The organism is Gemmobacter megaterium (assembly GCF_900156815.1).
Classification (GTDB): Bacteria; Pseudomonadota; Alphaproteobacteria; order Rhodobacterales; family Rhodobacteraceae; genus Wagnerdoeblera; species Wagnerdoeblera megaterium.
This window is the reverse complement of record NZ_FTOT01000001.1, coordinates 436,945-463,889: the sequence shown is the minus strand read 5'-3', so window position 1 is coordinate 463,889 and position 26,945 is coordinate 436,945. Positions and strand designations below refer to the sequence as shown.

The window sequence follows — 26,945 nt, the reverse complement described above, 5'->3', positions numbered from 1 at the left end:
GCCCCCCGTCCGCCGTCACCCTTCGGCGAACTGCAACCGGCACAGCTCGGCATAAAGCCCGCCTCGCGCCAGCAGTTCGGCATGGCTGCCCTGATCGACAACGCGGCCGCCGTCCATCACCACGATCCGGTCCGCCCCCTGCACCGTCGCCAGACGATGCGCGATCACCAGCGTCGTGCGCCCCTGGGACAGCCGGTCCAGCGCGTCGGTCACCAGCCGTTCCGAGGCGGAATCCAGCGCGCTGGTGGCTTCGTCAAGCAACAGCACAGGCGCATCGCGCAGGATGGCGCGGGCAATCGCCACCCGCTGGCGCTGCCCTCCCGACAGGGCCGATCCGCGCGGGCCGACCGGCGTATCCAGGCCCAGCGGCAGGCGGTCGACGAATTCGGCGGCATTCGCGGCCTCCAGCGCAGCGCGCAACCGCGCGTCGGGAATGTCTCCCTGCCCCATGGTCAGGTTTTCGCGCAGGGTTTCGTCGAACAGCCAGGCATCCTGGCTGACCACCGCGATCAGGCCCCGCAAGGCCGCCGGATCAAGATCACGGATCGGCACGCCGCCCAGCGTGATCTGACCACCTTGCGGATCGACCAGCCGGGTCAAAAGGTGAAAGAGCGTGGATTTTCCCGCACCCGAGGGTCCGACAATCGCCGTGCGCGCGCCACCTTGTGCGATCAGCGACAGGCCGCGCAACACCTCGGCGCTGCCATAGGACAGACGGACATCCGCGAATTCCACCGTGGTCCCGGCAGGAAGCGCAGCCGGCTGCCGGGGCGCCGTCACCATGGGGCGCAGGTCAAGAAACTCGTAGATCCGCTCCAGGCTGGCGGCGGCGGTCTGCCAGGTTCCGGCCAGCGCGCCCAGCCGGCGCAGGGGCTGGAACGTCAGGCTCATCGCGGTGAAAAAGGACATGAACTCGCCCACCGTGCGCTCGCCCGCGATGATCTCGCGTCCTCCCAGGACGAGGACCAGAAAAAAGCCCAGGCCCGTCACCAGGTCGATCAGCGCCGGAATGAAGCTTTGCCCGAAGGCCATCTTGACCTGACCGTTGACGATGCCGTTGACGATCCTTTGAAAGCGGGCGGTCTGATACCCTTCCATCCGGTTCAGCTTGACGGTGTTGATACCGTGGAACACCTCGTCCAGCCGGGTCGCCCGTTCGCCCGATTGCACCCGGACCGCCGCCGTCTTGCGCCGGATGTAGCGCTGTATCGCAAGGGTCGGCAACAGCAGCAGCGGCGCCCCGATCAGCGCCGCCGCCGTCCAGAGCGGGTCGATCATCAAGGCGACACCCAGCAGCCAGACCAGCGCGATCACATCCCGGCCGATCCCCATCAGCATGACCTGCCAGATGCCCTGCACCGCAAGCGTATCGCCCTGGACACGTTCGATCAGCGCGCCGGGCGGGTTGTCCTGAAAGAACCGGGCGTCCAGCGACAGGATCCGGGCCAGCAGATCGACTTGCATCCGGGTCGCAGAGCGCAAGGACACCGAGGTGAGCAAGGTCTTGGACACCACCGAGGTGATCGCGCGCAGCGTGAACAGGCCGAAGATGGCGCCGCCCACCCACCAGATCGCGGCCGCCTCGCCTGCCACGAACACCCGGTCGAACAGCGGCTCAAGCATCCATGCCAGCAGGGCCAATGTGCTGCCCTCGATCAGCAGGACGACAAAGGCCAGCGCCATCTGCCAGCGCCAGGGGCGCAGATAGTCCGACCACAGGCGGGCGAACAGGCGCGGTCTGGGGGGGGCGTCGGCCATGTGGCGGGCTCCGGGCGCGGTGTCGGGGCTGCCTGCCTAGCGCGCGCAGGCCCAAAGGGCAAGCGGGGCCGGTCTGCCCCCCATCTGGTATGGCCAGCGCCTGCTTTGCCCCGGCAAGGTCATGCGGATCCGCGTGCAAGGCCGGTCGCCCGCATGTATCCGCGCGCTGTTCAGGGCGCGGACATGGAACGTGACTGGCGTTCCGGCGGGGTATGGGCGCCGGGCGGCTGCATCGCCGTAGGATGAAGCTGTTCAGACAGATCGCGCCCCACGATCCGGCGGCGGCGCCCCAGAAAGATGCGGCCCCAGGCGCGCCATGTCCCCACCATCGGGGCGGCGGGATCGCAGGGAAAGCGCGCGCGCCAGCCGTCCGGCAGCGGCAGGCCACAGGTTTCGGCCTTGTCCAGCATCCAGGTCAGCGGAATGTTCGAAAGCGGCCGGGCGTCGAGAAAATCGCCGATCTGCCCGCCGATGTCGCCATGGGCGCCGCGGAACCAGACCTGTTCGACCCGGCCCTGCCAGTCCGGCAGGGTGTCCCACAGCACGGGTTCAAATACGGTGCGGGTCTCATCCAGGGCCAGCGCGTGATAGCCGCGCCGGATTGCCGGGCCAAGGTGATGGTTGTGAAAGCGGTGCCGGATTTCGGTAAAGCGCCAGATGACGGGCAGTTGCAGCCCAAGTGCCTTGACCGTATCCCAGACCCCGACCATCTCGATCCCGGTGTCGGAATGGCAAAGCCGGCGGGCGAGGCGACGCGCGGCGGGGCTGTCGGGGTCGGTCTGGTAGTGGCGATACAGCAGCAGGATGGCGCGTTCCGTCGCCTCGTCGCGCCGCAACAGGCCCATGCGGTCGATCAACCCGGCCAGCGACCGCACCGCATAGGCCCCGCGGGAATAGCCGAACAGAAAGATGCGGTCGCCGGGGGTGTAGCGGCTGGCAAGAAAGCCATAGGCGCGGCGGATCTGGTGGTTGAGCCCGCGCCCCGCCGCCACGTCCAGCGCGTGGCTCCAGCCTTGCCATTGCAGGCCGGGTTCATAGTAAAGCGAGAGGCGCGCCGTGGCCCGCGCCTCGTCCAGCAGGCGCCAGGTGATGCCAGCATTGGTTTCGGAACCGGGGTCGAGCGAGGACATCGTGCCGTCGAGGATCACCACATGGGTGGCGGGTCCGCGCCCCGGTTCGGGGCTGGTGGCACGGACCGGCGGGCGTTCCAGCCAGTCGAGGATATCCCCGGTGCGGATCACGCGGGCGCGGCCTGCAACGCCTGCCAGACGCGGGCGGGGGTAAAGGGCATGTCGGCCCAGGCGATGCCTTGCCCCGCCAGCGCATCGCGCACCGCATTGGCGGTGGCTGCCATGGCACCGACCGTGCCCGCCTCGCCGCAGCCCTTCATGCCCAGCGGGTTGCCGGTGGCGGGAACCGGCGCGAAGCCGACCGAGAAGAAGGGCACATCGGTGCTGCGCGGCATGGCATAATCCATGAAGCTGCCGGTCAGCGGCTGCCCCTGATCGTCATAGACCACGTGTTCCATCAACACCTGCCCCACCCCCTGCACCACGCCGCCATGGACCTGGCCCAGCACCAGTTCGGGGGCAAGCAGCGTCCCGAAATCGTCCATGATCGTATAGCGGTCCACCGTGACATGGCCGGTATCGGGATCGACCTCCACCTCGGCCAGATGGGCGCCGTTGGGAAAGGACCGCTGGGTGATCCGCGCCTCGGCCCGGTGGCGCAACAGGTCGTTGCGCCCGGCAGCGCGGGCAAGCTCTGCCGCTTCCAGCAGGTTGACGGTGCGGTTGGCCCCGGCCGCCCGAAAGGCGCCATCGTCGAACGCGGGCGTGTCCCCCAGTTCCGGCGCCAGGAAGTCGGCAAAAGCCGCAAGCATCTGCGTCACCGTCGCCCGCGTCGCCGCCGTCTGCAATGTGACAGAGCGCGATCCGCCCGTGCCGCCGCCGGTGGCGATCTGGTCGCTGTCGCCTTGCAGGATGCGGATGCGGTCTTCGGGAATGCCGGTTTCGGCGGCAAGGAAACGGGCATAGACCGTTTCATGCCCCTGGCCATTCGACTGGGTGCCCACCCGCATCGTGACGCCGCCATCGGCATCGAAATCGACCTGTGCATGTTCCAGCGGGGCGCCAAGGATCGCCTCGATATAGCTGGCAAGCCCAAGGCCGCGCAGCTTGCCCGCCGCGGCGCTGGCTTGACGGCGGGCGGCAAAGCCTGCGACATCGCCCTCGGCCATCAGGCGCACCAGCAGGCCCGAGAAATCGCCCACGTCATAGTTTTCCCCCGCGACGGTGCGATAGGGAAATTCGCGCACGAAGTTGCGCTGCCGCAGGTCGAACCTGTCCACCCCCAGCACACGGGCGGCATGATCCATCAGCGATTCCAGCGCATAGATCGCCTCGGGGCGGCCCGCGCCGCGATAGGCATCGACCTGGGTGGTGTTGGTGTAGATGCCCTTCACCGCCAGATGTGCCACCGGAATATGATAGACCCCCGTCAACACCTTGGAAAACATCTCCGACTGGATGCCCTGCCCGAACTGGGCGTTATAGGCCCCCAGGTTTGAAAATGTGTTGACGCGATAGGCGGTGATGCGCAGATCGGCGTCGAAGGCCAGTTCCACATCGGACACCAGATCGCGCCCCGCATTGTCGCTGAGCATCGCCTCGGAGCGGTCCGACATCCAGTGCACCGGCTGGCCCAGCACCCGCGCGGCCTGGCACAGGACGACATATTCGGGATAGGCCATCGCCTTCATGCCGAAGCCGCCGCCGACATCGGGGTTGGTGACGCGCACATCCTCGGGGGCAAGGCCGAAATGCGCGCAGAGTTGCGCCTTCTGGCCCCAGACACCCTGCCCGTTGAAGCACAGGTGCAGCCGCCCGTCCTGCCATTCGGCAAAGGCGCCGCGCGGCTCCATGCTGGCGGCGATGATGCGGTTGTCCTCGATGCGCGCCCCGACCCGGTGGGCGGCAGCGGCAAAGGCCGCATCGGCCGCCGCCGCATCGCCCAGTTCATAGCGGTAGCCCACATTGTCCGGCGCCTCGGGGTGGATCGCAGCGCCACCGGGCGCAAGATCGGTCTTGGCATCCAGATCGTGGAAATCAAGCGCGACCGCCTCCAGCCCATCGCGGGCGGCGGCGGGGCTGTCGGCGATGATGCAGGCGACGGGTTCACCGACAAAGCGCACCCTGCCCCGTGCCAGCACCGGGCGTTCGGGCGCGGCACCCGGTTGCCCGTCGGGGCCGGTCACGACATGGCCGCGCATCCCCAGCTTGATCCCCGCCGCTTCCAGATCGGCGGCGGTCAGCACCAGCCGCACGCCGGGCACATCCATCGCTGGCGCCGTATCAAGCGCGCGGATCTCGGCATGGGCAACAGGCGCGCGCAGAAAGGCAGCATAGAGCGCACCCGCCGGGACGATATCGTCCACATAGCGGCCCTGTCCGGTCAGGAACCGGATATCCTCGCGCCGTCCACCCTGTGCCTTGCCGAATGTGTCCATGACCGACCTCCCCTGTCTGCGCGCAGAAGGTAGGACAGTGCCAGGGGATTGGAAACCGTCGCATCGGAAAAATTCAGGGTCGTGACCATGGATTTCCGCCTTGTGTATCAGGCCGGGCTGCGGATTGGGGCGTCAGGCCGCCGGACGGGCCGATGGCTGGGCCATCAGCCGGTCGCGGAGCATTGCCATATCCTGGCAGACGGGTTCCAGCGCGGCCAGGTCAAATCCCCCGGCATGGGGCCATCCCGCCTCTTCCAGCAATGCGCGCAGCCGCCCGTGATAGCAGGCGCGGCCCTGCGAGACGGTCAGGCCGTTGCGGCGTTCAAAGGCATCGTTCCAGGCGATGGCCTCGGCCTCGGCCACACCGGCAGGCAGATCAAGGGCCAGGCGATCCCCCTGCAACCGCACCGGATATCCGCCGGCAAGGCCATTCGGTCCCGGCACATGCCCCTGCCATGGCCGCCCGGCGATCAGCGCCAGCATCAGCGTCACGCCCGAGGCGCCGGAAATCTCGATGGCGGGTTCGGGGGTCAACCGGCATTGGCGAAAGGTGGCGAACGGATCGTCCAGTTCCCGGTCACCGACAAAGACACGGGGGGCAAAGGCACCTGTCCGCGCCTCGGGCGCCAGACGCCAGGGCGCAAGGCACTGGTACTGCGCCAGAACGCGCAACCGCCCGTCGGGCAGGCCGTCCCGCGCCCCTTCGAACACATTCGACAGGATCGCGACATTGCCGGTGCCGCACAGCACCTGATGCCCCATTTCGGTGATCATGCCGTTGACCACATCGGGGAAGGAACAGTTGATCAGCCGTGTCCGGGGTGAAAGCGCGCTGATCGCCGCCGCCATGCGGCCCGAAATCAGCGCCTGGAATACGGCGGTGGCGCTTAGCCCGCCCTCGGCCACCAGATCGGTCCAGCGCGATCCGCCATCCGAAATCACGGTTGAGGTCTGGATCGAGGCGGCCTGAACCACCAGGCGGGGCCGATGTGCGCGGATCAACGCTTCGCTGGCCTCCGGCTCCAGCAGGTCGATGGGCTGGGTGGCAAAGCGGGCAGGTGTACCGAACATCGCCGCCCGCGCATTTCCGGCGGTGCGCAACCAGTCCAGCCGCGTGCGGTTGCGCCCGGCGATCACCACGCGAACCGGATCCCGCGCCGTGGCAGCCAGATCCAGGGCAATGCGACCGGCGAACATGCCGGTTCCGGTGATCAGTATGTCGCAGGTCATGGGCGGGCCTCCTGTGGGGTGACAAGCGCCGCCGCCGACAGCCTGTCCCACCGCAGGGCGGGATCGTCGGGCAGCAGATGCTTCTGAATGCGCTGGCTGGGTGTGCGGGGAAAGTCGGGCACAAGGGCGATGTAGCGCGGGCGCTGATGCGGGGCGAGCTGGCGGGCCATCCATTGCCAGATCTCGGCCGGATCCGGGCTGTGGCCCGGCTGCGGCTGGATGAACAGCAGGATGTCGTTTTCGCCGATATCCGCCTTCACGCCCACCATGGCGGCATCCACCACCTGCGGATGGCGCGCGGCCACGCTTTCCACCTCGAAGGCCGAGACATTCTCGCCCTTGCAGCGCACGGAATCCGTCATGCGGCCATGAAAGAACAGCCGCCCTTCGGCATCCCATGATCCCAGATCGCCGGTGCGGAACCCCTCGGGGCGCAGCGCCCTGGCGGTGGCCTCGGGATTGCGGAAATACCCTTGGGTGATGGCGCCGGACAGGCTGCTGCGCACGACGATTTCGCCCCGCCCCTCGCCCGGCCCCAGGATGCGCCCGTCCTCGGCCCGCAGGTCGATGTCGAACCATGGCATCGGGCGACCGACGGCCCCGACGACGCCTTCGTCGTTCCAGGTGGTCAGGCTGGAACATTCGGTCATGCCATAGCATTCGCGGATCTGCACCCCGAACCTGTCCTCGAACGGGCGCCAGGCTTCGGTGGCGCAACCGCCGCCCCAGGCGATGCGCACCTTGTGGGCGCGGTCCTGCGGCCCCGGCGGCTGTTTGAGCAGGATCTGGATGATCCCGCCCAGATGATGGATATGCGTGCATCCGCCCTGAGCCACATCCTGCCAGAACCGCGAGGCGCTGAAGCGGTCGGCAATGGTCAGGTGAACATCGCGGATCAACGGCAGCACGATCACCTGCGCCCCGCCGATGTGATAGAACGGCTCCCACATGAACAGGTTGTCGCCCGGCACCAGATCGGCACACAGCGCAACCCCTTCGGCCGCCAGTTCCAGCATCATGTGGCTGACCATCACGCCCTTGGCGGGCCCCGTCGTACCAGAGGTGAACATGATCGCCGCCAGATCGGCAGGGTCGGGGCAGGACGTGGCAGGCACGCCGCCCCCGGCTGGCAGGCCACGATCGCGCAGGATTTCCACCGGAATGCCCTGCGCGGCATCGCAGTCGGCCAGTGCCGGTTCAACCCCGGCGTCGCAGATCACCAGTCCGGGCTGGGTGGTGCGGATCACATGGGCCAGCGGCTCGCCCACCAGCGACGGATTGACCGGCACCCAGACCAGCCCGGCCCGCATCAGCCCATGGATGACGGCCAGCGCCCCCAGGCTGTTGGCCATCATCACGACCACGCGGTCCCCCTTGACCAGCTCGCGGTCAAGCAACCGTGCCGCCACCTCATTGGCCGCCGCGCCGATCTGGCCGAAGGTCAGCGCGCCCTCTGCCGTCTGCGCAAAGACACGCTCTGGCACCCTGTCTGCAATGTCCTGCAGCCGGTTCGCCAATCCCTGGATGTACATCTGAAGTGAACCCTGATTGTTCGTCCCGGCGCCAGCGGCGCCGGTCTGTTTCATTTCTGGAGTTTCTGGGCGACCAGCAGGATCAGCGTGACGATCAGCAGCACCACGACCGACACCGCCGCAAGGGTGGGGTTCAGTTGCAGGAACATGTCGTCCCACATCTGCTTGGGCAATGTGGTGCGCAATCCACCCGAGATGAAGATCGCAATGGTCAGTTCGTCGAACGAGGTGACAAAGGCGAACAGCCCCGCCGAAATCACCCCGCCCCGCAGCAACGGCAAGGTGATGCGCCGCAGGATGGTCAGCCGTCCGGCGCCCAGCGTTTCGGCTGCCTGGTTCAACCGCCAGTCATAGCTTTTGAGCACCGCGCCGATGGTGATGAAGCAATAGGGGATCGCCAGCAGCGTGTGGCCGATGATCAACCCGGTGTTGGTCGCCACCAGTCCGATCTGCGCCATCAGATAGAACAGCCCGACCGCCACCACGATGCGCGGCACCACCATCGGCGCCAGCATCAGCGCAAAGATCGGGCCATTCCAGCGCGAGCTGGACCGCGCCAGCGCCAGCGCCGCCAACCCGCCCAGCACCGTGGCGCAAAAGGCCGTTGCCAGTGCCACCCCGAACGAACGCAGCGTGGCCGAGATCCAGACCGGCGAGTTCAGATATTGCTCGAACCAGCGCAGCGAATAGCCCGGCGGCGGGAATTGCAGCGATCCCGCCGAGGTGAAGGCCAGCGGGAACACCACCAGCGTCGGCGCGATCAGAAAGGCGATGGCCAGCCAGGGATAGACGGCAAAGCCACGGCCATCGGCCCCGTCCCGCGCGCCCAGCCGGTCGAACGGACCGGAGACCCAGGCCATGAACCGCAGGATGCGCTGCCCCACCCCGCGCAGCAGCTTGCCACCGGCCGGACCATCGCCGCTGGAGGCGCCGCCGGAAATGGCCGACAGACCGAAAAAGCGGTTGTAGATCCAGATCGAAATCAGCGCCGCAGCAACCATGAAGCTGGCCAGCACCGCAGCAAAGGACCAGTTCACCAGTTCCTGCACCTGCGAAATGATGGTCTGCGCCAGCATGGTCTGCCCGCGCCCGCCCAGGAACGCCGGAACGATGAAAAAGCCCAGCGAGGTGATGAAGGTCAGCAGCCCCGCCGCCGCGGCCCCCGGCATCGACAGCGGGAAATAGACCAGCCAGAACCGCTGCGCCCGCCCTGCCCCCAGCGTGCCCGCCGCAAGGGTCAGGCGCCGGTCGATGCCGTTCATCACCGGCAGCATGGTCAGCACCGCCAGCGGCATCATGGCATGGACCATGCCGATCACGACGCCTAGTTCGTTGTACATCAGGCGCATGGGGCTTTCGATCACCCCGGCCTCGACGAACAGCGTGTTCAGCACGCCGCGATGACCCAGCAGGATCATCCAGGCAAAGGTCTTGACCAGATACGAGGTCCAGAACGGCAGCAGCACCAGCAAGGCCATGACCGCCTGCCGCCGGCTGTCCATGCGCGACAGCCACAAGGCCAGCGGATAGCCCAGCAGCACCGAAAACAGCGCCGTCAGGATCGCAATGCGAAAGGTGATGCCCAGGATGCGCCAATAGACCGGGGTTTCGGCCAGACGCACATAATGTTCGGCGGTAAAGGCGCCGGTGGCCGGATCCTGCACCCCCAGCATGAACAGCCGCGCCATGGGAAACAGAAAGAACACCGCCAACAGCGCCACCGCAGGCAGCACCAGCCACAAGGGGCGCGGGCGCAGCATCCGGCGCATGGCCACGGGGATCGCTGCCGCCGTCATGCCACGATCCTCGCCACGGATCTGGCCCAGTGCACCGGCAGCATATCCCCGATGGCGGGTTGCGCGCCGATGCCGGGATCGTGGCGCAGCATGATTTCGCTGCCATCCGACAGCATCAGCAGCAACCGGGTTTCCGCCCCGACATAGACCAGATCATGCACCCGCCCGGACAGCCCCTCGAATTCGGCAGAGGGGGCGGGCCCGATGCGCATGTGTTCGGGGCGCACGATCAGCGCCACATCCTCGGCGCTGCGGTCGCGCGCGGTGTAGCCGCCGTGAAACTCACCCATCGCCGTGCGGATCACGCCCTGGGACTCATCCGCCGAAATACGCTTGCCGCGCAACACGTTGGAATGACCAATGAAGGTTGCCGCGAACAGGGTTTCGGGATCCGAATAGATCTGCCGCGGCGTGCCCAGTTGTTCGACCCGCGCGTGGTTCATCACGCAGATCCGGTCAGACATGACAAGGGCCTCTTCCTGATCGTGGGTCACATAGATCACGGTGGTGCCGAATTCCTTGTGCAGGCGCCGGATCTCCAGTTGCATGTGTTCGCGCAGCGACTTGTCCAGCGCGCCCAACGGCTCGTCCATCAGGATCAACCGGGGGCGGAACACAAAGCAGCGCGCCAGCGCGACACGCTGTTGCTGGCCACCCGAGAGTTCCTTGGGATAGCGGTGGGCAAAACTGTCGAGCTGCACCTTCTTCAAGGTCTCGTCGACCCGCGCGCGCAGATCAGCACCCGACAGTTTGCGCATCTGCAAGGGAAAGGCGACATTCTCGGCCACGGTCATATGCGGAAACAGGGCGTAGTGCTGGAACACCAGCCCCATGCCGCGCTGATTGACCGGGCGATGCGTCCAATCCTCGCCATCCACCCACAACCGGCCCGATGTCGGCTCGGCCAGCCCCGACACCATCTGAAGCAGTGTCGTCTTGCCGGATCCCGACGGGCCAAGCAGGGTCAGGAATTCGCCATCCTCGACCGCAAGGCTGGTCGGTTCGAGGGCGGTGAAGCTGCCGTACCGCTTCGAGAGACCCTCGAGCAAAAGTTTGTTCTGTCGGGATTCCGAAGTCATCGGGGCTCCTGAGTATCTCGATGGTGGACAGAAGAAGGGGTCGGATGCGGGGGGGAAACGTTCCCCCCCGCACTATATAGCCTAGACCAGCAGCCAGGCGTTGAACCGTTCGGTCAGTTCGGCGCGGTTCGCCTTCCAGAACGGTTCAGAGGCCAGCGACATCACCTCAAGGTTCTGCGGCGCCGTCGGCAGGATCGCGGCGCGTTCCGGCGCGATATGGTCGTAGGCGCGCAGGTTGGTGGGGCCATAGGCCAGGTCGTCGGTGAACTTCGCCTGCATTGCCCCGTCAGTGCAGAAGGCGACGAATTCGCGGGCCAGATCGGCCTTGGGGTTGCCCTTGGGAACGCCCCAGCCCTCGATCGAATAAAGCCCGCCGTTCCACACGATCCGGGCCGGTGCCCCATTGTCGATCGCGGCCTGGAACCGTGCGTTCCACCCCGCGATCATGTCCACCTCGCCGCTTTCCAGCAACTGGGTCGATTGCGCGCCGCCGGTCCACCAGACATCAATCTGGTCCTTGATTTCGTCCAGCTTGCGGAAGGCGCGGTCCACATCCAGCGGATACAGATCCGCAGGCGCCACGCCATCGGCCATCAGGGCGATTTCCAGCGTGTCGATGGGGTTGCGACGCAGGGCGCGGCGGCCCGGATAGCGCGCGGTGTCCCAGAACGCCGCCCAGCCTTCGGGTGCCTGTTTCAGGGTGTCGGTGTTATAGGCCATCACCGTGGAATAGACGTCGATCCCCAGCATGTTGGGATGCACCGCCGCAGGCATGATGTCGGTGACTTTGGCCGGATCAAGGTTCAGCGGTTCCAGCAGATCGGCCTCTTCCAGGATCAGCCGCGCCGACAGGGTCAGCGTGCAGACATCCCAGATGTAGGATTTCGTCTCGACGATGGACTTGAACTGCGCGGTCGGTTCGGCATCACGCGCAACGCCATTGATGGCAATACCGGTCTCTGCGGTGAATGTGTCGTAGAACGCCTTGCGATAGCCTTCGGAAAACGGCCCGCCAGGATCGGCCACCACCAGCGACTGGCTGGCCCATGCCTTGCGCGACAGCATCGGCGTGGCCAGCGCGGCGGCCCCGGCGATCAGCGCGCCACGACGTGAAAAGCGGAAGGATGTGGTCTTGGTCATCGGTCTCTCCTCTGTTGGCTGAAATGCGGCATCGTGGGTCGATGCTCGGTCTTGGCCCCGGCCCGCGCACAGCGGGCCGGGGAAAACAGGATCACGCGCGTTTCGCGGCCTTGGCGGCCAGAAACGCCTGCATCATCTTTTGCGGCTCTCCCGAGGCATAGGACTGGCGCTGGATGCGCACGCCCGAGGACATCGTCTCGTCAAAGCCTTCCTGCGTCAGTTCGGCAAAGCGCATCCGGTTCAGGCGCATCGCAACCGGCGGCTTGCCGGCCAGCAGTTCGGCCAGTTCCAGCGCGGCATCCTGCACCTTGTCTTGCGGCACAAGGCGCGACATCAGACCGAACGACAGCGCCTCTTCGGCATCCAGCATCCGGCCAGTCAAGGTCAGGTCGATCGTGCGCGCAAGGCCAAGGATTTCGCGCATGATCCAGCTGCCCGTCACCGTGGCGATGCCCGAATTGATCTCGGGCTGGCCCATCTTGACACCGGGATGCCCGACGCGCAGGTCACACAGCAGCGCGACCTGAAAGGCCGAACCCGCCGCAACGCCGTTCAGCGCGGCCACGATGGGCTTCGATCCCATGCGGAACAAGTTGTAAAGCCGTTTCCATTCGCCCATCCAGGCCTCGGCCCGGTCGGCATCGAATTCCTTGCTTTCGGCCAGATCCTGCCCGGCCCCAAAGGCGCGGTCGCCTGCCCCGGTCAGAATGATCGCGCCAATCTGCGGATCCGCCTCGGCCGCCTCCAGCGCGGCGATCAGCTGGTCACGCATCGGCGTGTTCCAGGCATTCATCTTCTCGGGGCGGTTCAGGGTCAACCGCCGGATGCGGCCCAGGGTCTCGACCAGCACGAACTCTGTCACATCAAGCTCCATTATTGCATTTCAATAAGTCTTATTGTATTTTGTGATCCGATACATCTTTGGTCAAGCGAAAAAATTGCAGCGCACATGCGATGGGGCTATGCAGACGCCAGAGGGCCGGTTCTGCGCCCCGCGTGTCGCTGCGGCCCCACGGCATCTGCCGGGGCGGTCGCGGCAAGGCGGGGCGGGGCGAAATCTGCCCCTATCCTGTTGTTATGGTGGAAGAGTCATGCTCAACGAAACGCCCAAGGCAAAACGCAATGACCCGCTGATGGTGCAATCCGTCGCCAAGGCGTTCCGGGTTCTGACCGTATTCGACAAGGGCCATGGCTCGCTGACGCTGTCGCAGATCGCGCAGTTGACCGACATGGATGTCAGCACCGCGCAACGGTTCACCCACACGCTCACGCAGCTGGGCTATCTGCGCAAGGATCCGGTGACGCGTCAGTTCGAACTGTCGATCAAGACGCTGGATCTGGCCTATCACTACATTCGCGGATCCCGCCTGGTGGACCGTGCCATGCCGGTGCTGCTGCATCTGAGCAAGGAAACCGAAGAGGCCGTCAGCCTGACCGTTCTGGACGGGACGGAAATCGTGTTCGTCTCGCGCTATCTCAGCCGCCGGATGCTGAACACCGATGTCATCTCCGGCTCGCGCCTGCCCGCCTATTGTACGGCACCGGGCCGGGCGATCCTGTCGCGGCTGCCCGATGCGGCGGTGCGCGAGATCCTGGCCCAGTCCGACCTGCTGGCCCACACCCCCGCCACCCCGACCGACATTGACGAGATACTCGCGCGCATCGCCGAAGCCCGCCGCAATGGCTATGCGGCCGCCTTTGATGAAATCTATCATGGTGATGCTTCGGTGGCCGCGCCGATCATTGGCGCCAGCGGCGAGGTTGTGGGGGCGGTCAGCATGGCGGTGCCGCTGGCGCGCATGGAACGGGCGCAGTTTCTGGAAACCTTTCCCCATCTGGTGACGGCCGCGGCGCGGGGCATCTCGTTCTGACACGCCCGTGCGGAATAGCGATTGACAGATTGGGCGGATTGCGCTTCCCTTGATGCAATATCAATTATTGCATAGCAATATAAAACATGCCAGACGCCCACCCTCTGCTGTATCCCGTCGGCCCGCGCCGCGCGGATGTGACACTTTGGATCGACGACAGGGAAATCCCCGCCTGCCGCGGGGAAAGCCTGATCACCGCATTGCTTGCAGTCGGCGAGATGACGGGGCGGTCAGAGTTCGATCAGGCGCCGCGCTCGGGGTTCTGCCTGATGGGTGCCTGCCAGGATTGCACCATCTGGACCGCGACGGGCCAGCGCCTGCGCGCCTGCATGACCGAGGTGCGCGACGGGATGGTCCTGCGGCGCCAGCCGCCTGCTGTCGGGGTGGACCATGGCCGCTGACCTGCCCCCGGTGATTGTCGGCGCCGGACCGGCGGGCCTGGGCGCGGCGGCGGCGCTGGTCGAAGCCGGGATGCGCCCCATCGTGCTGGACGAGGCGGCGCGGCCTGGCGGTCAGGGCACGCGCCGGCTTGCCCCCGGCCTTGCCCCTGCGGCCCATCGGTTGTTGGGGCCGACCGGCGCCCGCGACACGGCATGGCGCGAGGCGCAGGAGGATCGCGTTCTGGCGGCCTGCGACTGGCGGCCCGGCACGCTGGTCTGGGGCGTGTTCGGCACGGCGCTGCATGTTGTGCACCAGGGGCGGCACGAAACCTTGCCCTTTGACCGCTTGCTGATCGCCACCGGCGCGACCGACCGCTGTCTGGCCTTTCCCGGCTGGACATTGCCCGGCGTCTTTGCCCTGGGTGGCGCGCAGGTGGCGCTGAAGCAGCACGCGGCCCTGATCGGGCAGCGCGTGGTCTTTGCGGGGGCCTCACCGCTATTGTATCTGGCAGCCGTGCAATACCTGCGCATGGGCCTGCGCGATCTGACCGTGATCGACAGCACACCCATGGCCGCCAAGCTGCGGGCCGCCCCCGGCATGGCGCTGACGGCGCCGGGAACGCTGCTGGAGGGGCTGGGCCTGATGCGCGAGTTGCGGGCAGCGGGCGTGCGGCTGGTGTTCGGCGCGCAGGTGGCGCGCGCCACGGGGATGGACCGCCTGGATGGTATCGAGATCCACCATGCCGATGGCCGGTCCGAACGGTTGGAGTGCGACGCGCTGGCCTTTGGCCAGGGGCTGCGGCCCGAAACCCAACTGGCCGAACTGGCCGGGGCAGAATTCCACTTCGATCCTGCACTGCGGGGCTGGTTTCCGATCACCGATCCCGACGGGCGTGCCGGACCGCATCTGTGGCTGGCAGGCGATGGGGCAATGACCGGCGGGCGGAGTGCCGCCGCGCGCAGCGGGCGGCTGGCCGCCCTGTCCATGCTGGCCGCGCAGCCAGAGGGGACGCGACCGCTGGCAGATAATCTACTCGCACTGCGCCGCTCGGTCCGGCGGTTGCGCCGGTTCCAGCATCATCTCGCCACAGCCTTTCGCTGGCCGCAGGATCAGACCGCCCGGTTGCCGGACGAGACCATCGTCTGCCGCTGCGAACGTGTCACCGCCGGGCAGATCCGGCAGGCCATCACCCAGGTTGCAGGCCCGGCAGATGTGAACCGCGTCAAGGCGATCACCCGCTGCGGCATGGGCCGCTGTCAGGGCCGGTATTGTGGCCTGACCTTGCAGGATCTGACCGCGGTGACAAGCGGCCGCCCCGCCGCAGCGGTCGGACGCCTGCGCGCACAGGCGCCGGTGCGCCCGATTCCCATCGGCAGCGCCGAAGAGGAGGGCATGTCCCCATGACCCGGCACTTTGATGTGATCGTGATCGGCGCCGGGCTGTTCGGTGCCTTTACCGCGCTGCATCTGGCGCGCATGGGCCAACGCGTGGCGCTGGTGGAACGCGGGGCCGTCGGGGCGCAGTCCAGCGGCGCGAATTTCGGTGGCCTGCGGCTACAGGGCCGCTCGGTCGAGCAATATCCGCTGTCACTGTTGGCGCAGCAGGTCTGGGAAACCTTCGAGACGGTGATCGGGGAAGATTGCGACTATGACCGCAACGGGATGATCTACTTTGCCCGCACCGAGGCCGGGCGCAAGAAGTTGCTGGCCTATGCGGACAATTCGCGCGCCTGCGGGCTGGACATCGCACTGTGGCAAGGGGCGGACCTGCGCCGCGCCATGCCATGGCTGGCAGCGCAGGACGGGATGATCGCCTCGTATTCGCCGCGCTGCGCGGTGGCCAATCCGCGCCTGGCCACGCCGGCAGTGGTCCGGGCGCTGGTCCGGGCCGGGGGCGTGCTGTTCGAGCATTGCGCCGCGACCGCGATCAAGCGCAGCGAAAGCGGGTTCTGCGTCAGCGGGCCCGCGCTGGGCGCGCTTGCGGCCGGGCGGCTGGTCAATGCCGCCGGGGGATGGGCCGGAGCCATCAGCGCGCAGTTTGACGAGGCCGTGCCGCTGTTTTCCGCAGGGCCGCCGCAGTTTGTCACCGAGCCGTTGCCCTATGCGCTGCGCCCGTCGGTCTATGCCATCGAGGGCGATCTGATCCTGCGTCAGATCCCGCGCGGCAATGTGATCTTTGCGGGCTATCCGCGCACCATGGCGAATGCGGATGGCCAGCATACCTTTGTCCCCCCTGCCAAGACGCTGGCTGGAATGCGGGCCATCGCGCAGCACGTCCCCGCGCTGCGCAATGCCGAGGTGATCCGCGTCTGGTCCGGGGTCGAAGGATATCTGCCCGACATGCTGCCGGTGATCGGGGCCAGCCGGACGACCCCTGGCCTGTTCCATGCCTTTGGCGGCAGCGGCGGCGGGTTTCAGATCGCACCGGCGGTCGGGGAATGCCTTGCCCATCTGGTCTGTGGCACCCCAGGCCCGGTCGATCTGGCACCCTATGCCATCGACCGCTTTTCCGGCCCGGTCAGGGTCAGCGACAAGTTGGCGGCTGAATTCGATCAGGGCAAGTCGGCGGGATGACACCTGCGGCGGGGAATCGGGGGCATGACGCTTTGCTTGACATTTTATTTCGATGATTCTAGAAATACAGAAAAAGGAACACGCAATGGATGTCGATCTCGCTGCCTCCCGGCTTGCCGCATTGGGAAATGCCACGCGCCTGCGGTTGTACCGCCTGCTTGTGCGGGCCGGGGATGCCGGGCTGTCGATGGGGCAGATCCAGGACCGGCTGGGGATCCCCGGTTCTACCCTGTCGCACCATTGCCGCGCGTTGGTGCAGGTGGATCTGATCCAGCAGGAGCGGGCCGGAACATCGCTGATCTGTCGCACCAACTATGCCGTGATGCAGGGTCTGATCAACGATCTGGCCGATGAATGCTGCGCCGATGCGCCGTCGACGTCGCCCTGACGCGAAATTTGACGCCCCATATTTCCATATTTCCAGAAATAAAGGAATATGCCGATGGCAAAGACAGTCGCAATCCTTGGCGCGGGCCCGGTGGGTCTTGCCGCTGCCGCCCATGTGCTGGAACGGGGCATGACGCCGCTGATCCTGGAACAGGGCGATACGGTCGCTCACGCGGTGCGGGCCTGGCGCCATGTGCCGATGTTTTCGAACTGGCGGTACAATATCGACACGGCGGCGGCCCGGCTATTGCAGCGCAACGGCTGGCTGGCACCCGACCCCGAGGCCCATCCGACCGGCGCCGATCTGATATCTTCTTATCTGGAGCCGCTGGGGCGCAGCCTGTCCCCCTGGCTGCGCCTGAACCAGCGCGTCGTGGCCGTGGCACGCGACGGGCTGGACAAGGTCAAGAATGCCGGACGTGCGACCACGCCCTTTGTCGTGGCGACAGAAGGGCCGGAGGGGCGCACCCTGCACCGTGCCGAGGCGGTGATCGACACCACAGGAACCTGGTTTCAGCCCAATCCGGGCGGTGCCGGGCTGATGGTGCCGGGCGAGGCCGGGCATCCGCAGGTGGACCATGGAATGCCCGATATCCAGGGACAGGCGCGGGCCCGGTACCAGGGGCGGCGGGTCGGGGTCCTGGGCGGCGGCCATTCGGCGATCGGCAACCTGATGGCGCTGGCAGCCCTGCCCGGAACCGTTCCGGTGTGGCTGTGCCGGGCCGACAGCGTCACCCGCGCGCTTGGCGGTGGCGCAGCGGATCAACTGGCCGCGCGCGGCGCGCTGGGGCTGGAGATGGCGAGGCTTGTATCCGGGCAGCGGGTGGTGCTGGAAACCGGCTTCCGGCTGTCCGGCATCGAGGGAACGGACCCGATGCTGGCGGTGGCCAGCGACGGGCGGCGGATCGCGCTGGACGCGCTGATCATATCGACCGGGTTTCGCCCCGATCTGGCGATGCTGCGCGAGGTGCGCGTGGCACTGGATCCGGCGCTGGAATGCCCGCCTGCGCTGGCGCCGCTGATCGACCCCAACCTGCATTCCTGCGGGACGGTGCGCCCGCATGGCGCCGCAGAGCTGGCGCATCCCGAACCGGGATTCTTCATCGCAGGGATGAAATCCTATGGCCGCGCGCCCACCTTTCTGTTGGCGACGGGGCATGAACAAGTGCGCTCTATCGCTGCTGCCCTTGCCGGGGATCATGCCGCGGCGGCACGGGTGGAGCTGGTATTGCCGGAAACCGGCGTGTGCAGCGGCCCGTCGCTCTCGGCTGTGGCGGCAGTGGCGGCGGCGGGCTGCTGCGGCGATCCGGCCCCGGCCGGGGCCAAGGGCGGTTGTGGCGCCGAGGCGAACGGCGGTTCGAGTTCGGGATCGGGTTCAGGGCGTGGCGCCAGCGCAGGTTGCGGCCCTGCCACGCCCAAGGGTGCAGGGCAAAAGGCCGGGGCATGTTGCTGAGCCTGTCCCCGGCACGACGCGGGCCGATGGTGACGGCGCTTGGCACGGCGCAAACCATCGGCTGGGCCTCCAGCTACTATATTCCGGCCGTGCTGGCGGTGCCCATGGCCGACAGCTTCGGCCTGTCGCCGGTCTGGGTGTTCGGCGCCTTTTCGATGGCGCTGGTGGTATCGGCCATGGTCGGCCCCTGGGCCGGGGCACGGATCGACAGGTACGGTGGGCGCGGCGTGCTGATGCTGTCGAACCTTGTCTTTGCCGCCGGGCTGGGGGGGCTGGCCGTTGCGCCGGATCCCGTGATGATGTTCGCTGGCTGGGCGCTGATCGGGCTGGGCATGGGGATGGGGCTGTACGAGGCCGCCTTTGCCACGCTGGCCGGGATATACGGGCGCGAGGCGCGCGGGCCGATCACCGGCATCACGCTGATCGCCGGATTTGCCAGCACGATCGGCTGGCCGTTGTCGGGGGTGATGCTGGCCACCTGGGGCTGGCGCGAGGCCTGCCTGGGCTGGGCGCTGATCCATCTGGCCATCGCGCTGCCGCTGAATGCGCTGTTGCCCGCAGGTGCGGCGCCTGCGCCCAGACCTGCCGCGCCCGAGCCCGAAGCCCCACCGCCGCCGCGCGGGGCCATGCTGCTGCTGGCCTTCGTCTTTGCGGCGACCTGGTTCAACTCCACCGCGATGGCGGCGCATCTGCCGGGCCTGTTGCAGGCCGCCGGGGCAAGCACGGCCATGGCCATCGCCGCCGGCGCCCTGATCGGCCCGGCGCAGGTGGCGGCGCGGGTGCTGGAATTCGGACTGCTGCGCCGGTTTCATCCGCTCGTCTCTGCCCGGCTGGCCGCGGCGGCCCATCCTGTCGCCGCAGTGGGGCTGGTGGCGTTCGGCGGGCCTGCGGCCTATGCCTTTGCCCTGCTGCACGGGGCGGGAAACGGGATTCTGACCATTGCCAAGGGCACGCTGCCGCTGGCGCTGTTCGGGGCTGCCGGATACGGGCAACGGCTGGGCTGGCTGGGGGCGCCCGCGCGGGTGATGCAGGCGGCTGCCCCCTTGGTCTTTGGCGCGGCGCTGACGGGCTGGGGGCTATCGGCCATCTGGCTGACGGCGGGGATCGGGCTGGCCGCCACCGCCGCGCTGCTGTGGCTCAGACGGAACTGAGACGGCGCGCGGCCAGCCAACTGGCCGCCGCCATCCCCCCGGCGGTGGCCAGACACAGCGGCAACCCGCCGATCTGGTAGCTGACCCCCGACAACAGGGTTCCCGTCAACCGGCCCGCCGCATTCGCCATGTAGTAAAAGCCGACATCCCGCGTGATCCGATCCGCCGATCCAAAGGCCAGGATCAGATAGGAATGCACCGAGGAATTCACCGCAAAGACAAAGCCGAACACCAGCAACCCCACCACCAGAGTCACGGTAAGCCACAGCGCGGGGCCATCCGCGACCCAAGCCGCCACCGCCAGCGCAAAGGGAATCGGCACCAGAAGCCCGGCCCAGAAGATGGCCTTTGCCGTCGTCACCGAATCCGGCTGGTCCTTGCCCCCCAGAATGCGCGGCGCCATGGCCTGCACCACGCCATAGGCGATGATCCACAATGCCATGAAACCGCCGACCAGAAAGAACGCCTCGCGCCGCCCCTCGGCGGTGCCATCCGACAGCACCGACTGGAAATAGACCGGAATCCCCACGACAAACCACACGTCCCGCGCACCGAACAGGAACATCCGCGCCAGGGACAGCCGGTTGACCCGTGCATCGCGCGACCGCCAGCCGCCCCAGCCATCCTCGGATTTCATGCGGCCCGGCAGGCCCGCGGGCAAGAACAGCACCACCGCAACCAGAATTGCCGCCAGCACCGCCGCCATGCCCCAGACCGCCGGGCCGAACCCGGCCAGACCCAGCAGCACGGCGCCCAGAAAAAAGCCCAGGCCCTTGACCGCATTCTTCGATCCGGTCAACAGCGCCACCCAACGGAACAGGCCGCCGCTCTCTTTGGGTGCCAGCAGCTTGACCGCCGATTTCGATGACATCTTGGCCAGATCCTTGGCCACCCCCGACACGCCCTGCACCGCCATGACAAAGGCGACCGAGGCCGCGATGCTCCAGCCCGGATCAAGCTGCGCCAGGGCCACCAGCGCGCCGATCTGCAACGCCAGCCCGCCATAGAGCGTGGCCGCCAGCCCAAAGCGCGCCGCCAGCCACCCGGCGGCCAGATTGGTCACGATCCCGGCCAGTTCGTACAGCAGGAACAGCCAGGCCAGTTGGACCGGCGAAAAGCCCAGCGTGTTGAAATGCAGCAGCACCAGCATCCGCAACGCGCCGTCCGACAGCATGAAGGCCCAGTAGGCGGCCGTCACGGCGGCATAGGCACGCAAGGAGGTTCCCTGCGCCGCGGAGGCGCCGCTCATCGCACGGCCCGCGTCGAGCGAAGGCAGACACAGGACAGGATGGCCACCGCCCCCGACAGATGCAGCAACGCAACCCCGACCCCGACCACAAGTTCCGGCCACCCCTGCCCGGTTGCGGCCACCGCCAGACCGGCGCCGATCATGGCGATATTCCCCATGGCATCGTGGCGCGAGGCATACCAGGCGGCGCGCAGGCCAAGCGGTTCCGGCGCAGGCCCGCGCCGCGCTGCCAGGATGATCGCCGCGCCCAGCAGGTTCGCCATCAGCGCCAGGCCCGACACGGCGACCACAGCCGCCGCATGTGGCGGGGCCGGGTCGGCCAGGCGCCGGACAACCTGCGCCGCCGCCATCACGCCCGGCGCCATCATCAACACCGCAATTGCCAGCGCAAAGCGCCGCTCGGCGGCGGCGGTCGATCCGGTGATCAGCAGTGCCAGCAGATAGATCGCGCTGTCCTCGACGAAATGCGCCGCATCGGCCAGCAGCGCGACCGACCGCGCCCACAGCCCTGCAAGGATCTCGAGCAGCGCGACGCTCAGGTTGAGCAGCAGCGCAAGGACAAGCGCGCCTTTCTGGAAACGTGTCACCTCAGGCTCTCCGCCATCATGCGGACGATGTCGGCCAGGCGGCAGGCATAGCCCCATTCGTTGTCATACCAGGCATAGATTTTGACCTGGGTTCCGTTGATCACCATGGTGGACGGGCCATCAATGATGGACGACCGCCGGTCATTGGTGAAATCGCATGACACCAGCGGGCGCGGCTCGAAGCCCAGAATGCCCTGCAACGGCCCCTCGGCGGCAGCCTTGAACAGGGCGTTCACCTCTTCGGCCGAGGTCGCCCGCTCCACCTCGAACACACAATCGGTCAGCGATGCGTTCAGCAGCGGCACCCGCACCGCATGGCCGTTCAGGCGCCCCTTGAGTTCGGGATAGATCAGCGTGATCGCCGTGGCACTGCCCGTGGTGGTCGGGATCAGGTTCATCAGCGCCGACCGCGCGCGGCGCATGTCCTTGTCCGGGCGGTCCACGATGGTCTGGGTATTGGTGACGTCGTGGATCGTGGTGATCGACCCATGCCGGATGCCCAGCGTTTCATGGATCACCTTGACCACCGGCGCAAGGCAGTTCGTGGTGCAGGATGCGGCTGTCACGATGGTCTGCCCACCATCATACAGATGATGATTGACGCCATAGACCAGGTTCAGCGCGCCGCCATCCTTGACCGGCGAACTGACCGCAACCTTTTTGACCCCGGCCTCGAAATAGGGGGCAATCTTGGCAGCGGTCTTGAACACCCCGGTACAGTCGATCACCAGATCGACCCCCATCTCGGCCAGGGGCAGCGCGGAAATGGTCTTTTCATGGGTCAGGCGAACGGATCGGCCGTTCAGCACCAGCGCCCCGTCTGCATGACCGACAGGCGTGGACCAGCGGCCATGCACACTGTCGAATTCCATCAGCAGCGCGTGCTGCCCGGCATCGCCGACCGGATCGTTCAGCAGAACGATATCGCCACCCGCCCCGGTGTCGATCAGGTCGCGCAGCACCAGCTTTCCGATGCGGCCAAGGCCATTGAGGGCAATACGGGTCATCACGATCAACCTTTCCCAAGGGCCAGCGCATCGGCCCCGATCCCGTCGATGCGGGATTGCAGCGCCAGACGGTCCAGCGTTCCAAAGGGCAGTTCGGCAAAAACCGCGATCCGCCGCCGCATTGCGCCATAGGTCTGGGCAAAGGCCAGCGCCTTTTCCGCCTCCGTCCCCACCACCTTGACCGGATCGGGCAGCCCCCAATGCCCCGTGATCGGCTGGCCCGGCCAGGGCGGGCACTCCTCGGCGGCGGCGGTATCACAGACGGTGAAGACGAAATCCATCACCGGGGCGCCCTTGCCCTGAAACTCGGATATGTGCTTGGACCGCAATCCGGCGGCGGAATGCCCGTTGCGCGCCAGCACCTCCAGCGCATGGGGGTTTACCTGCGCGCCGGGCCGCGTGCCGCCGGAATGGGCCACGAACCGGCCGCCGCCCAGATCGCGCAACAGCGCCTCGGCAAAGATGGAACGGGCCGAATTGCCCGAACAGATGAACAGAACGTTGTATGCAGCGTCGCCTGTCACGGGCCTCTCCTTTGTGGAAACGCGAATCGCGGTCATCAGATCCGGCCGGGCCCGCCCCACATCCAAGGCCAGATACCCGATCAACGCGTCAGTTGTGTGAAGGTCGGTCGTATAGAACAGCGACCGGCCCTGCCGGTTCACCTGCACAAGCCCTGCCGCCACCAGATCGGCCAGATGATGCGACAGGGTGTTGGGCCGCAGCCCCAGGGCGGCGGCAATCTCGGTCGGTCGCACCCCTTGGGGCGCAAACCGCATCAACAGCCGAAAGACGGCAAGACGGCCAGGGTGGCCAAGCGTGGAGAAGGCAAGGGCGGCGCTATTCGATTCCATATTTCCTGAATAATGGAATCATTGAGCATGTCCAGTGACATTTCCATGACACCCCGCCCCACCTGCCGGATGGCCAAGGGTCAGGCAGGGAACCGTTCTCTGGTCCGGTTGGCAAAGGCGACCAGCGTCAGCATCACCGGCACCTCGACCAGTACCCCCACCACAGTTGCCAGTGCCGCGCCGGAATTCAGCCCGAACAGGCCGATGGCAACCGCCACCGCCAGTTCGAAGAAATTTGACGTGCCGATCAATGCGCAAGGCGCCGCCACCTTGTGCGGCACCCGCCACGCCCAGGCCCAGGCATAGCCAAGTGCAAAGATGCCGTAGGATTGCAGGAGGATCGGCACCGCGATCAATGCGATCAGCAGCGGCTGCGCCAGGATCACCGGCCCCTGAAAGCCGAACAGCAACACGACGGTCAGCAACAGGCCCAGCACCGAGCCGGCTTGATCCGCGCAGTGAACGCGGCCACCGCCGCATCGCCGCCCTTGCCAAGAAGTGCTGCGCGCGTCAGCGTGCCGGCGATCAGCGGGATGACGATATACAGCACCACCGACAGGATCAGCGTCTCCCACGGCACCGATATGTCCGTCACCCCCAGCAAGAACGCGACGATCGGCGCAAAGGCCACCACCATGATCAGGTCATTCACCGATACCTGCACCAGAGTGTAGTTCGGATCGCCCTTGGTCAGTTGCGACCAGACAAACACCATGGCCGTACAGGGGGCCGCCCCCAGCAGGATCAGGCCCGCGATATATTCCGGCGCGCGCGCGGGATCCACGAGTCCTGCAAAGACATGATCAAAGAACAGCACCGCCAGCGCGGCCATGGTAAACGGCTTGATCAGCCAGTTGACCACCAGCGTGATGACCAGCCCCTTGGGCCGCTGCCCCACAGCCTTGAGCGAGCCGAAGTCGATGGCGATCATCATCGGATAGACCATCGCCCAGATCAGCACCGCCACGACAAGGTTGACCGAGGCGATTTCCAGCCCGGCCAGCGCGCCGAACAGCCCCGGCAACTGTGTGCCCAGCACCAGACCGGCCAGGATGCACAGCGCGACCCACAGGGTCAGCCAACGTTCGAACAGACTCATGCGCAAACTCCGGTTGCAGGCGGACAGCAGGCATCCCCGACGGGCACGGCCAGCAGCGTGACAAAGGCGGTCAAAGGCTGCACTGCCGCCGGATTGATGGCATAGCAGATGCGCGGGCCAGAAATCTCGCCGGTGATCAGCCCGGCCGCCTTCAGGATCCGCAGATGCTCGGACACCGTCGATTGCGCCAGGCCGACAGCGCCGACGATATCGCCACCGATACATCCGGGTGTGGCCATCAGAACCCGCAGGATATGTAGCCGCGCAGGATGGGCCAATGCTTTGGCCAGTTCGGCAATCACTCTGTCTTCGGACATGGGGAGTCGGACATAGGCCGCACCTTGTTCGTTGATCGACGATAAGCGATATAGCGTATCGCCCTGCCCTGCAATCCCCCTTGCACGGGCGCGCGCCCGCGCTGATCCGATCCGCGATCGGCAACGTATCCCTGCGACCAGTCAGGAGCGAACCATGACAGCCCGCCTTCTTTGCCGCCGGACCGGCCATCGCGCGCCCGCCTGCGCCACGGGGTGGTGATCCATGGCCGGAATGCGCCGCAAGGGCGATCTGCCGCACCGGCACTGCGCGCAATGTGCGCGGCCTTTCACCTGGCGCCGCAAATGGGCGCGGGTCTGGGATGAGGTCCGCTATTGTTCCGACCGCTGTCGGAGCATGGCACGCGCTGCGCGAAAGCCACGGCCATGACCCGGATTGTGCTGGTTCTGGGCGATCAGCTATCCCGCGGCCTGTCATCGCTGCGCGACCTTGATCCTGCCCATGACATCGTGCTGATGGCAGAGCTGGCCGAAGAGACCACCTATGTCCGTCATCACAAGCAGAAGATCGCGCTGATCCTGTCGGCCATGCGGCATTTCGCTGCCGGGTTGCGGGCCGAGGGGATCCGCGTCGATTACATCGCGCTGGACGACCCCGCCAACACCGGCAGTTTTACCAAAGAGGTCGCGCGGGCCATACCCCGCCACCGGCCCGAGCGGATCATCGTCACCGAACCTGGCGAATGGCGGGTGCTGCAGATGATCGAGGGGTGGGAGGCGCAGTTCGGCCTGCCAGTCGAGATCCGCGAGGATGACAGGTTCCTGTGCTCGCTGGCCGAATTCCGGCAATGGGCCGCGCCGCGCAAGACGCTGCGCATGGAATATTTCTACCGTGACATGCGGCGACGCACCGGCTTTCTGATGCAGGGGGACGATCCGGTCGGCGGCCAGTGGAATTTCGACAGCCAGAACCGCAAGGCGCTGCCGACCGGCCTGCGCCCGCCGCCCCGGCGGCCCAAGCCACCCGATGCCATCACGCAGGCGGTCCTCGATCTGGTGGCCCGGCGATTTCCCGACACCTTCGGCGATCTGCTGCCCTTTCGCTGGGCCGTCACCCGGCATGGCGCGCTGGAGGCGCTGGACCGTTTTGTGGCGCTGTCCCTGCCACTGTTCGGGGAGTATCAGGACGCCATGGCCGAGGGCGAGCCCTTTCTGTTTCACGCCCTTCTGTCCCCCTATCTCAACATCGGATTGCTGACCGCCCACGAAGTCTGCCGCGCGGCGGAACGCGCCTATCACATGGGCGACGCCCCCTTGAACGCCGTCGAAGGCTTTATCCGGCAGATCATCGGCTGGCGCGAATATGTGCGCGGCATCTACTGGATGAAGATGCCGGACTATGCCCGGACCAATGCCCTGCACGCCGACCGCCCGCTGCCGTGGTTTTACTGGACCGGCGACACCGCGATGCGCTGCATGGCGCAGACCATCACAGACACCCGGCGCAATGCCTATGCCCACCATATCCAGCGCCTGATGGTGACAGGCAACTTCGCGCTTCTGGCAGGCATCCGCCCGGCAGAGGTCGAAGAGTGGTATCTGGCTGTCTATGCCGATGCCTTCGATTGGGTCGAGCTGCCGAATACACATGGCATGGTATTGTGGGCGGATGGCGGGATGCTGGCGTCCAAACCCTATGCCGCCTCGGGCGCCTATATCGACCGGATGTCGGATTATTGCCGCCGCTGCGCCTATGACCCGCGCATACGCACCGGGCCACGGGCTTGCCCGTTCAACTTTCTGTACTGGGATTTCCTGATGCGTAACCGCCCACAGCTTGCCGGCAACCCGCGGCTGGCGCTGTCCTGGCGCAACCTGGACCGCATCTCGCCACAGGAACAGACCCGGATCCGCGATCAGGCCCGTGCCTTTCTGGACGCGCCCGGTACCACCGCACCCGCCCCCGAACACCCGGATTTGTTTGGCTGAGGTTTGACGGCAGCGCGAGGGCAGGA

23 protein-coding genes and 1 pseudogene are annotated in these 26,945 nt (G+C 66.7%); 9 read left to right on the top strand and 15 right to left on the bottom strand.

Annotation, left to right across the window (positions count from 1 at the left end; translation table 11 throughout):
- Positions 1 to 15 precede the first annotated feature (15 nt).
- The 9 genes from BW970_RS02110 to BW970_RS02070 all read right to left on the bottom strand — a co-directional run bounded on the left by BW970_RS02110 (position 16) and on the right by BW970_RS02070 (position 12,905).
- Entirely contained in the window at positions 16 to 1,758 is a 1,743-nt protein-coding gene (locus BW970_RS02110; protein ID WP_076528232.1) for an ABC transporter ATP-binding protein, read from the bottom strand.
- 170 nt (positions 1,759 to 1,928) lie between these two features.
- Positions 1,929 to 2,999 (bottom strand): DUF2235 domain-containing protein, encoded by a 1,071-nt coding sequence (locus BW970_RS02105; protein ID WP_229740425.1) that lies wholly within the window; start codon positions 2,997 to 2,999, stop codon positions 1,929 to 1,931.
- Positions 2,996 to 5,266 (bottom strand): xanthine dehydrogenase family protein molybdopterin-binding subunit, encoded by a 2,271-nt coding sequence (locus BW970_RS02100; RefSeq protein ID WP_076528228.1) that lies wholly within the window; start codon positions 5,264 to 5,266, stop codon positions 2,996 to 2,998. Before BW970_RS02100 ends, BW970_RS02105 begins: the two co-directional genes overlap by 4 nt.
- A 132-nt stretch (positions 5,267 to 5,398) precedes the next feature.
- Entirely contained in the window at positions 5,399 to 6,496 is a 1,098-nt protein-coding gene (locus BW970_RS02095) for a hypothetical protein (protein ID WP_076528226.1), read from the bottom strand.
- On the bottom strand, positions 6,493 to 8,082 hold the full coding sequence (locus tag BW970_RS02090) for a class I adenylate-forming enzyme family protein (protein ID WP_229740424.1): 1,590 nt from the start codon (positions 8,080 to 8,082) through the stop codon (positions 6,493 to 6,495). The genes BW970_RS02095 and BW970_RS02090 overlap by 4 nt, the downstream gene beginning before the upstream one ends.
- Positions 8,079 to 9,824, bottom strand: coding sequence for an ABC transporter permease subunit (locus BW970_RS02085; RefSeq protein WP_076528224.1), 1,746 nt, complete (start codon positions 9,822 to 9,824; stop codon positions 8,079 to 8,081). The genes BW970_RS02090 and BW970_RS02085 overlap by 4 nt, the downstream gene beginning before the upstream one ends.
- On the bottom strand, positions 9,821 to 10,903 hold the full coding sequence (locus BW970_RS02080; protein WP_076528223.1) for an ABC transporter ATP-binding protein: 1,083 nt from the start codon (positions 10,901 to 10,903) through the stop codon (positions 9,821 to 9,823). The genes BW970_RS02085 and BW970_RS02080 overlap by 4 nt, the downstream gene beginning before the upstream one ends.
- An 81-nt stretch (positions 10,904 to 10,984) precedes the next feature.
- Positions 10,985 to 12,043 (bottom strand): ABC transporter substrate-binding protein, encoded by a 1,059-nt coding sequence (locus BW970_RS02075; protein WP_076528221.1) that lies wholly within the window; start codon positions 12,041 to 12,043, stop codon positions 10,985 to 10,987.
- Between the two features lie 91 nt (positions 12,044 to 12,134).
- Positions 12,135 to 12,905: an enoyl-CoA hydratase/isomerase family protein gene (locus BW970_RS02070; protein WP_144038846.1), complete on the bottom strand. Its 771-nt coding sequence runs from the start codon at positions 12,903 to 12,905 to the stop codon at positions 12,135 to 12,137.
- 229 nt (positions 12,906 to 13,134) lie between these two features.
- On the opposite strand from BW970_RS02070, the gene BW970_RS02065 reads away from it, so the two are divergent.
- The 7 genes from BW970_RS02065 to BW970_RS02035 all read left to right on the top strand — a co-directional run bounded on the left by BW970_RS02065 (position 13,135) and on the right by BW970_RS02035 (position 19,859).
- The gene (locus tag BW970_RS02065) at positions 13,135 to 13,914 is read left to right on the top strand and encodes an IclR family transcriptional regulator (RefSeq protein WP_076528218.1); all 780 of its coding nucleotides are present in this window, start codon (positions 13,135 to 13,137) and stop codon (positions 13,912 to 13,914) included.
- 86 nt (positions 13,915 to 14,000) lie between these two features.
- On the top strand, positions 14,001 to 14,315 hold the full coding sequence (locus BW970_RS02060; protein WP_076528216.1) for a (2Fe-2S)-binding protein: 315 nt from the start codon (positions 14,001 to 14,003) through the stop codon (positions 14,313 to 14,315).
- The gene (locus BW970_RS02055) at positions 14,305 to 15,699 is read left to right on the top strand and encodes an FAD/NAD(P)-dependent oxidoreductase (RefSeq protein WP_076528213.1); all 1,395 of its coding nucleotides are present in this window, start codon (positions 14,305 to 14,307) and stop codon (positions 15,697 to 15,699) included. Before BW970_RS02060 ends, BW970_RS02055 begins: the two co-directional genes overlap by 11 nt.
- Positions 15,696 to 16,868 carry an NAD(P)/FAD-dependent oxidoreductase gene (locus BW970_RS02050; RefSeq protein WP_076528211.1) on the top strand — a complete coding sequence of 391 codons (1,173 nt, stop codon included), beginning with the start codon at positions 15,696 to 15,698 and terminating at the stop codon, positions 16,866 to 16,868. The genes BW970_RS02055 and BW970_RS02050 overlap by 4 nt, the downstream gene beginning before the upstream one ends.
- 85 nt (positions 16,869 to 16,953) lie before the next feature.
- Positions 16,954 to 17,256 carry an ArsR/SmtB family transcription factor gene (locus BW970_RS02045; RefSeq protein WP_076528209.1) on the top strand — a complete coding sequence of 101 codons (303 nt, stop codon included), beginning with the start codon at positions 16,954 to 16,956 and terminating at the stop codon, positions 17,254 to 17,256.
- Between the two features lie 54 nt (positions 17,257 to 17,310).
- Positions 17,311 to 18,708, top strand: coding sequence for an NAD(P)-binding domain-containing protein (locus BW970_RS02040; RefSeq protein WP_076528207.1), 1,398 nt, complete (start codon positions 17,311 to 17,313; stop codon positions 18,706 to 18,708).
- Positions 18,699 to 19,859 carry an MFS transporter gene (locus BW970_RS02035; protein WP_083701094.1) on the top strand — a complete coding sequence of 387 codons (1,161 nt, stop codon included), beginning with the start codon at positions 18,699 to 18,701 and terminating at the stop codon, positions 19,857 to 19,859. Before BW970_RS02040 ends, BW970_RS02035 begins: the two co-directional genes overlap by 10 nt.
- On the opposite strand, the gene arsJ is transcribed toward BW970_RS02035, so the two are convergent.
- The 6 genes and pseudogenes from arsJ to BW970_RS02005 all read right to left on the bottom strand — a co-directional run bounded on the left by arsJ (position 19,846) and on the right by BW970_RS02005 (position 24,972).
- Entirely contained in the window at positions 19,846 to 21,108 is a 1,263-nt protein-coding gene (arsJ, locus tag BW970_RS02030; RefSeq protein WP_076528205.1) for an organoarsenical effux MFS transporter ArsJ, read from the bottom strand. The genes BW970_RS02035 and arsJ overlap by 14 nt on opposite strands.
- A complete protein-coding gene (locus BW970_RS02025; protein ID WP_076528203.1) occupies positions 21,105 to 21,695 on the bottom strand; it encodes a cation efflux transmembrane domain-containing protein in 591 nt (196 codons plus the stop codon). The genes arsJ and BW970_RS02025 overlap by 4 nt, the downstream gene beginning before the upstream one ends.
- Entirely contained in the window at positions 21,692 to 22,702 is a 1,011-nt protein-coding gene (locus BW970_RS02020) for an ArsJ-associated glyceraldehyde-3-phosphate dehydrogenase (RefSeq protein ID WP_076528201.1), read from the bottom strand. Before BW970_RS02020 ends, BW970_RS02025 begins: the two co-directional genes overlap by 4 nt.
- Before the next feature lie 5 nt (positions 22,703 to 22,707).
- On the bottom strand, positions 22,708 to 23,556 hold the full coding sequence (locus BW970_RS02015; protein ID WP_076528199.1) for an arsenate reductase/protein-tyrosine-phosphatase family protein: 849 nt from the start codon (positions 23,554 to 23,556) through the stop codon (positions 22,708 to 22,710).
- Positions 23,557 to 23,636: 80 nt separating this feature from the next.
- Positions 23,637 to 24,655 (bottom strand): annotated as a pseudogene (gene arsB, locus BW970_RS02010) (ACR3 family arsenite efflux transporter).
- On the bottom strand, positions 24,652 to 24,972 hold the full coding sequence (locus tag BW970_RS02005) for an ArsR/SmtB family transcription factor (protein WP_076528197.1): 321 nt from the start codon (positions 24,970 to 24,972) through the stop codon (positions 24,652 to 24,654). The pseudogene arsB and the gene BW970_RS02005 overlap by 4 nt, the downstream one beginning before the upstream one ends.
- A gap of 223 nt (positions 24,973 to 25,195) precedes the next feature.
- Between BW970_RS02005 and BW970_RS02000 the strand changes: the two genes are divergently transcribed.
- Both BW970_RS02000 and BW970_RS01995 read left to right on the top strand, forming a co-directional pair.
- Positions 25,196 to 25,360 carry a DUF2256 domain-containing protein gene (locus tag BW970_RS02000; protein ID WP_188475512.1) on the top strand — a complete coding sequence of 55 codons (165 nt, stop codon included), beginning with the start codon at positions 25,196 to 25,198 and terminating at the stop codon, positions 25,358 to 25,360.
- On the top strand, positions 25,357 to 26,919 hold the full coding sequence (locus BW970_RS01995; RefSeq protein ID WP_076528195.1) for a cryptochrome/photolyase family protein: 1,563 nt from the start codon (positions 25,357 to 25,359) through the stop codon (positions 26,917 to 26,919). Before BW970_RS02000 ends, BW970_RS01995 begins: the two co-directional genes overlap by 4 nt.
- The last annotated feature ends 26 nt before the right edge of the window (positions 26,920 to 26,945 follow it).

What these genes read in the sequence shown, in the direction of transcription:
- BW970_RS02110 (WP_076528232.1), bottom strand. Translation starts at nt 1,758, where the DNA reads ATGGCCGACGCCCCCCCCAGACCGCGCCTGTTCGCCCGCCTGTGGTCG.
- BW970_RS02100 (WP_076528228.1), bottom strand. Translation starts at nt 5,266, where the DNA reads ATGGACACATTCGGCAAGGCACAGGGTGGACGGCGCGAGGATATCCGG.
- BW970_RS02095 (WP_076528226.1), bottom strand. Translation starts at nt 6,496, where the DNA reads ATGACCTGCGACATACTGATCACCGGAACCGGCATGTTCGCCGGTCGC.
- BW970_RS02090 (WP_229740424.1), bottom strand. Translation starts at nt 8,082, where the DNA reads ATGAAACAGACCGGCGCCGCTGGCGCCGGGACGAACAATCAGGGTTCA.
- BW970_RS02085 (WP_076528224.1), bottom strand. Translation starts at nt 9,824, where the DNA reads ATGACGGCGGCAGCGATCCCCGTGGCCATGCGCCGGATGCTGCGCCCG.
- BW970_RS02080 (WP_076528223.1), bottom strand. Translation starts at nt 10,903, where the DNA reads ATGACTTCGGAATCCCGACAGAACAAACTTTTGCTCGAGGGTCTCTCG.
- BW970_RS02075 (WP_076528221.1), bottom strand. Translation starts at nt 12,043, where the DNA reads ATGACCAAGACCACATCCTTCCGCTTTTCACGTCGTGGCGCGCTGATC.
- BW970_RS02065 (WP_076528218.1), top strand. Translation starts at nt 13,135, where the DNA reads ATGCTCAACGAAACGCCCAAGGCAAAACGCAATGACCCGCTGATGGTG.
- BW970_RS02060 (WP_076528216.1), top strand. Translation starts at nt 14,001, where the DNA reads ATGCCAGACGCCCACCCTCTGCTGTATCCCGTCGGCCCGCGCCGCGCG.
- BW970_RS02055 (WP_076528213.1), top strand. Translation starts at nt 14,305, where the DNA reads ATGGCCGCTGACCTGCCCCCGGTGATTGTCGGCGCCGGACCGGCGGGC.
- BW970_RS02050 (WP_076528211.1), top strand. Translation starts at nt 15,696, where the DNA reads ATGACCCGGCACTTTGATGTGATCGTGATCGGCGCCGGGCTGTTCGGT.
- BW970_RS02045 (WP_076528209.1), top strand. Translation starts at nt 16,954, where the DNA reads ATGGATGTCGATCTCGCTGCCTCCCGGCTTGCCGCATTGGGAAATGCC.
- BW970_RS02040 (WP_076528207.1), top strand. Translation starts at nt 17,311, where the DNA reads ATGGCAAAGACAGTCGCAATCCTTGGCGCGGGCCCGGTGGGTCTTGCC.
- BW970_RS02035 (WP_083701094.1), top strand. Translation starts at nt 18,699, where the DNA reads ATGTTGCTGAGCCTGTCCCCGGCACGACGCGGGCCGATGGTGACGGCG.
- arsJ (WP_076528205.1), bottom strand. Translation starts at nt 21,108, where the DNA reads ATGAGCGGCGCCTCCGCGGCGCAGGGAACCTCCTTGCGTGCCTATGCC.
- BW970_RS02020 (WP_076528201.1), bottom strand. Translation starts at nt 22,702, where the DNA reads ATGACCCGTATTGCCCTCAATGGCCTTGGCCGCATCGGAAAGCTGGTG.
- BW970_RS02015 (WP_076528199.1), bottom strand. Translation starts at nt 23,556, where the DNA reads ATGGAATCGAATAGCGCCGCCCTTGCCTTCTCCACGCTTGGCCACCCT.
- BW970_RS02005 (WP_076528197.1), bottom strand. Translation starts at nt 24,972, where the DNA reads ATGTCCGAAGACAGAGTGATTGCCGAACTGGCCAAAGCATTGGCCCAT.
- BW970_RS02000 (WP_188475512.1), top strand. Translation starts at nt 25,196, where the DNA reads ATGGCCGGAATGCGCCGCAAGGGCGATCTGCCGCACCGGCACTGCGCG.
- BW970_RS01995 (WP_076528195.1), top strand. Translation starts at nt 25,357, where the DNA reads ATGACCCGGATTGTGCTGGTTCTGGGCGATCAGCTATCCCGCGGCCTG.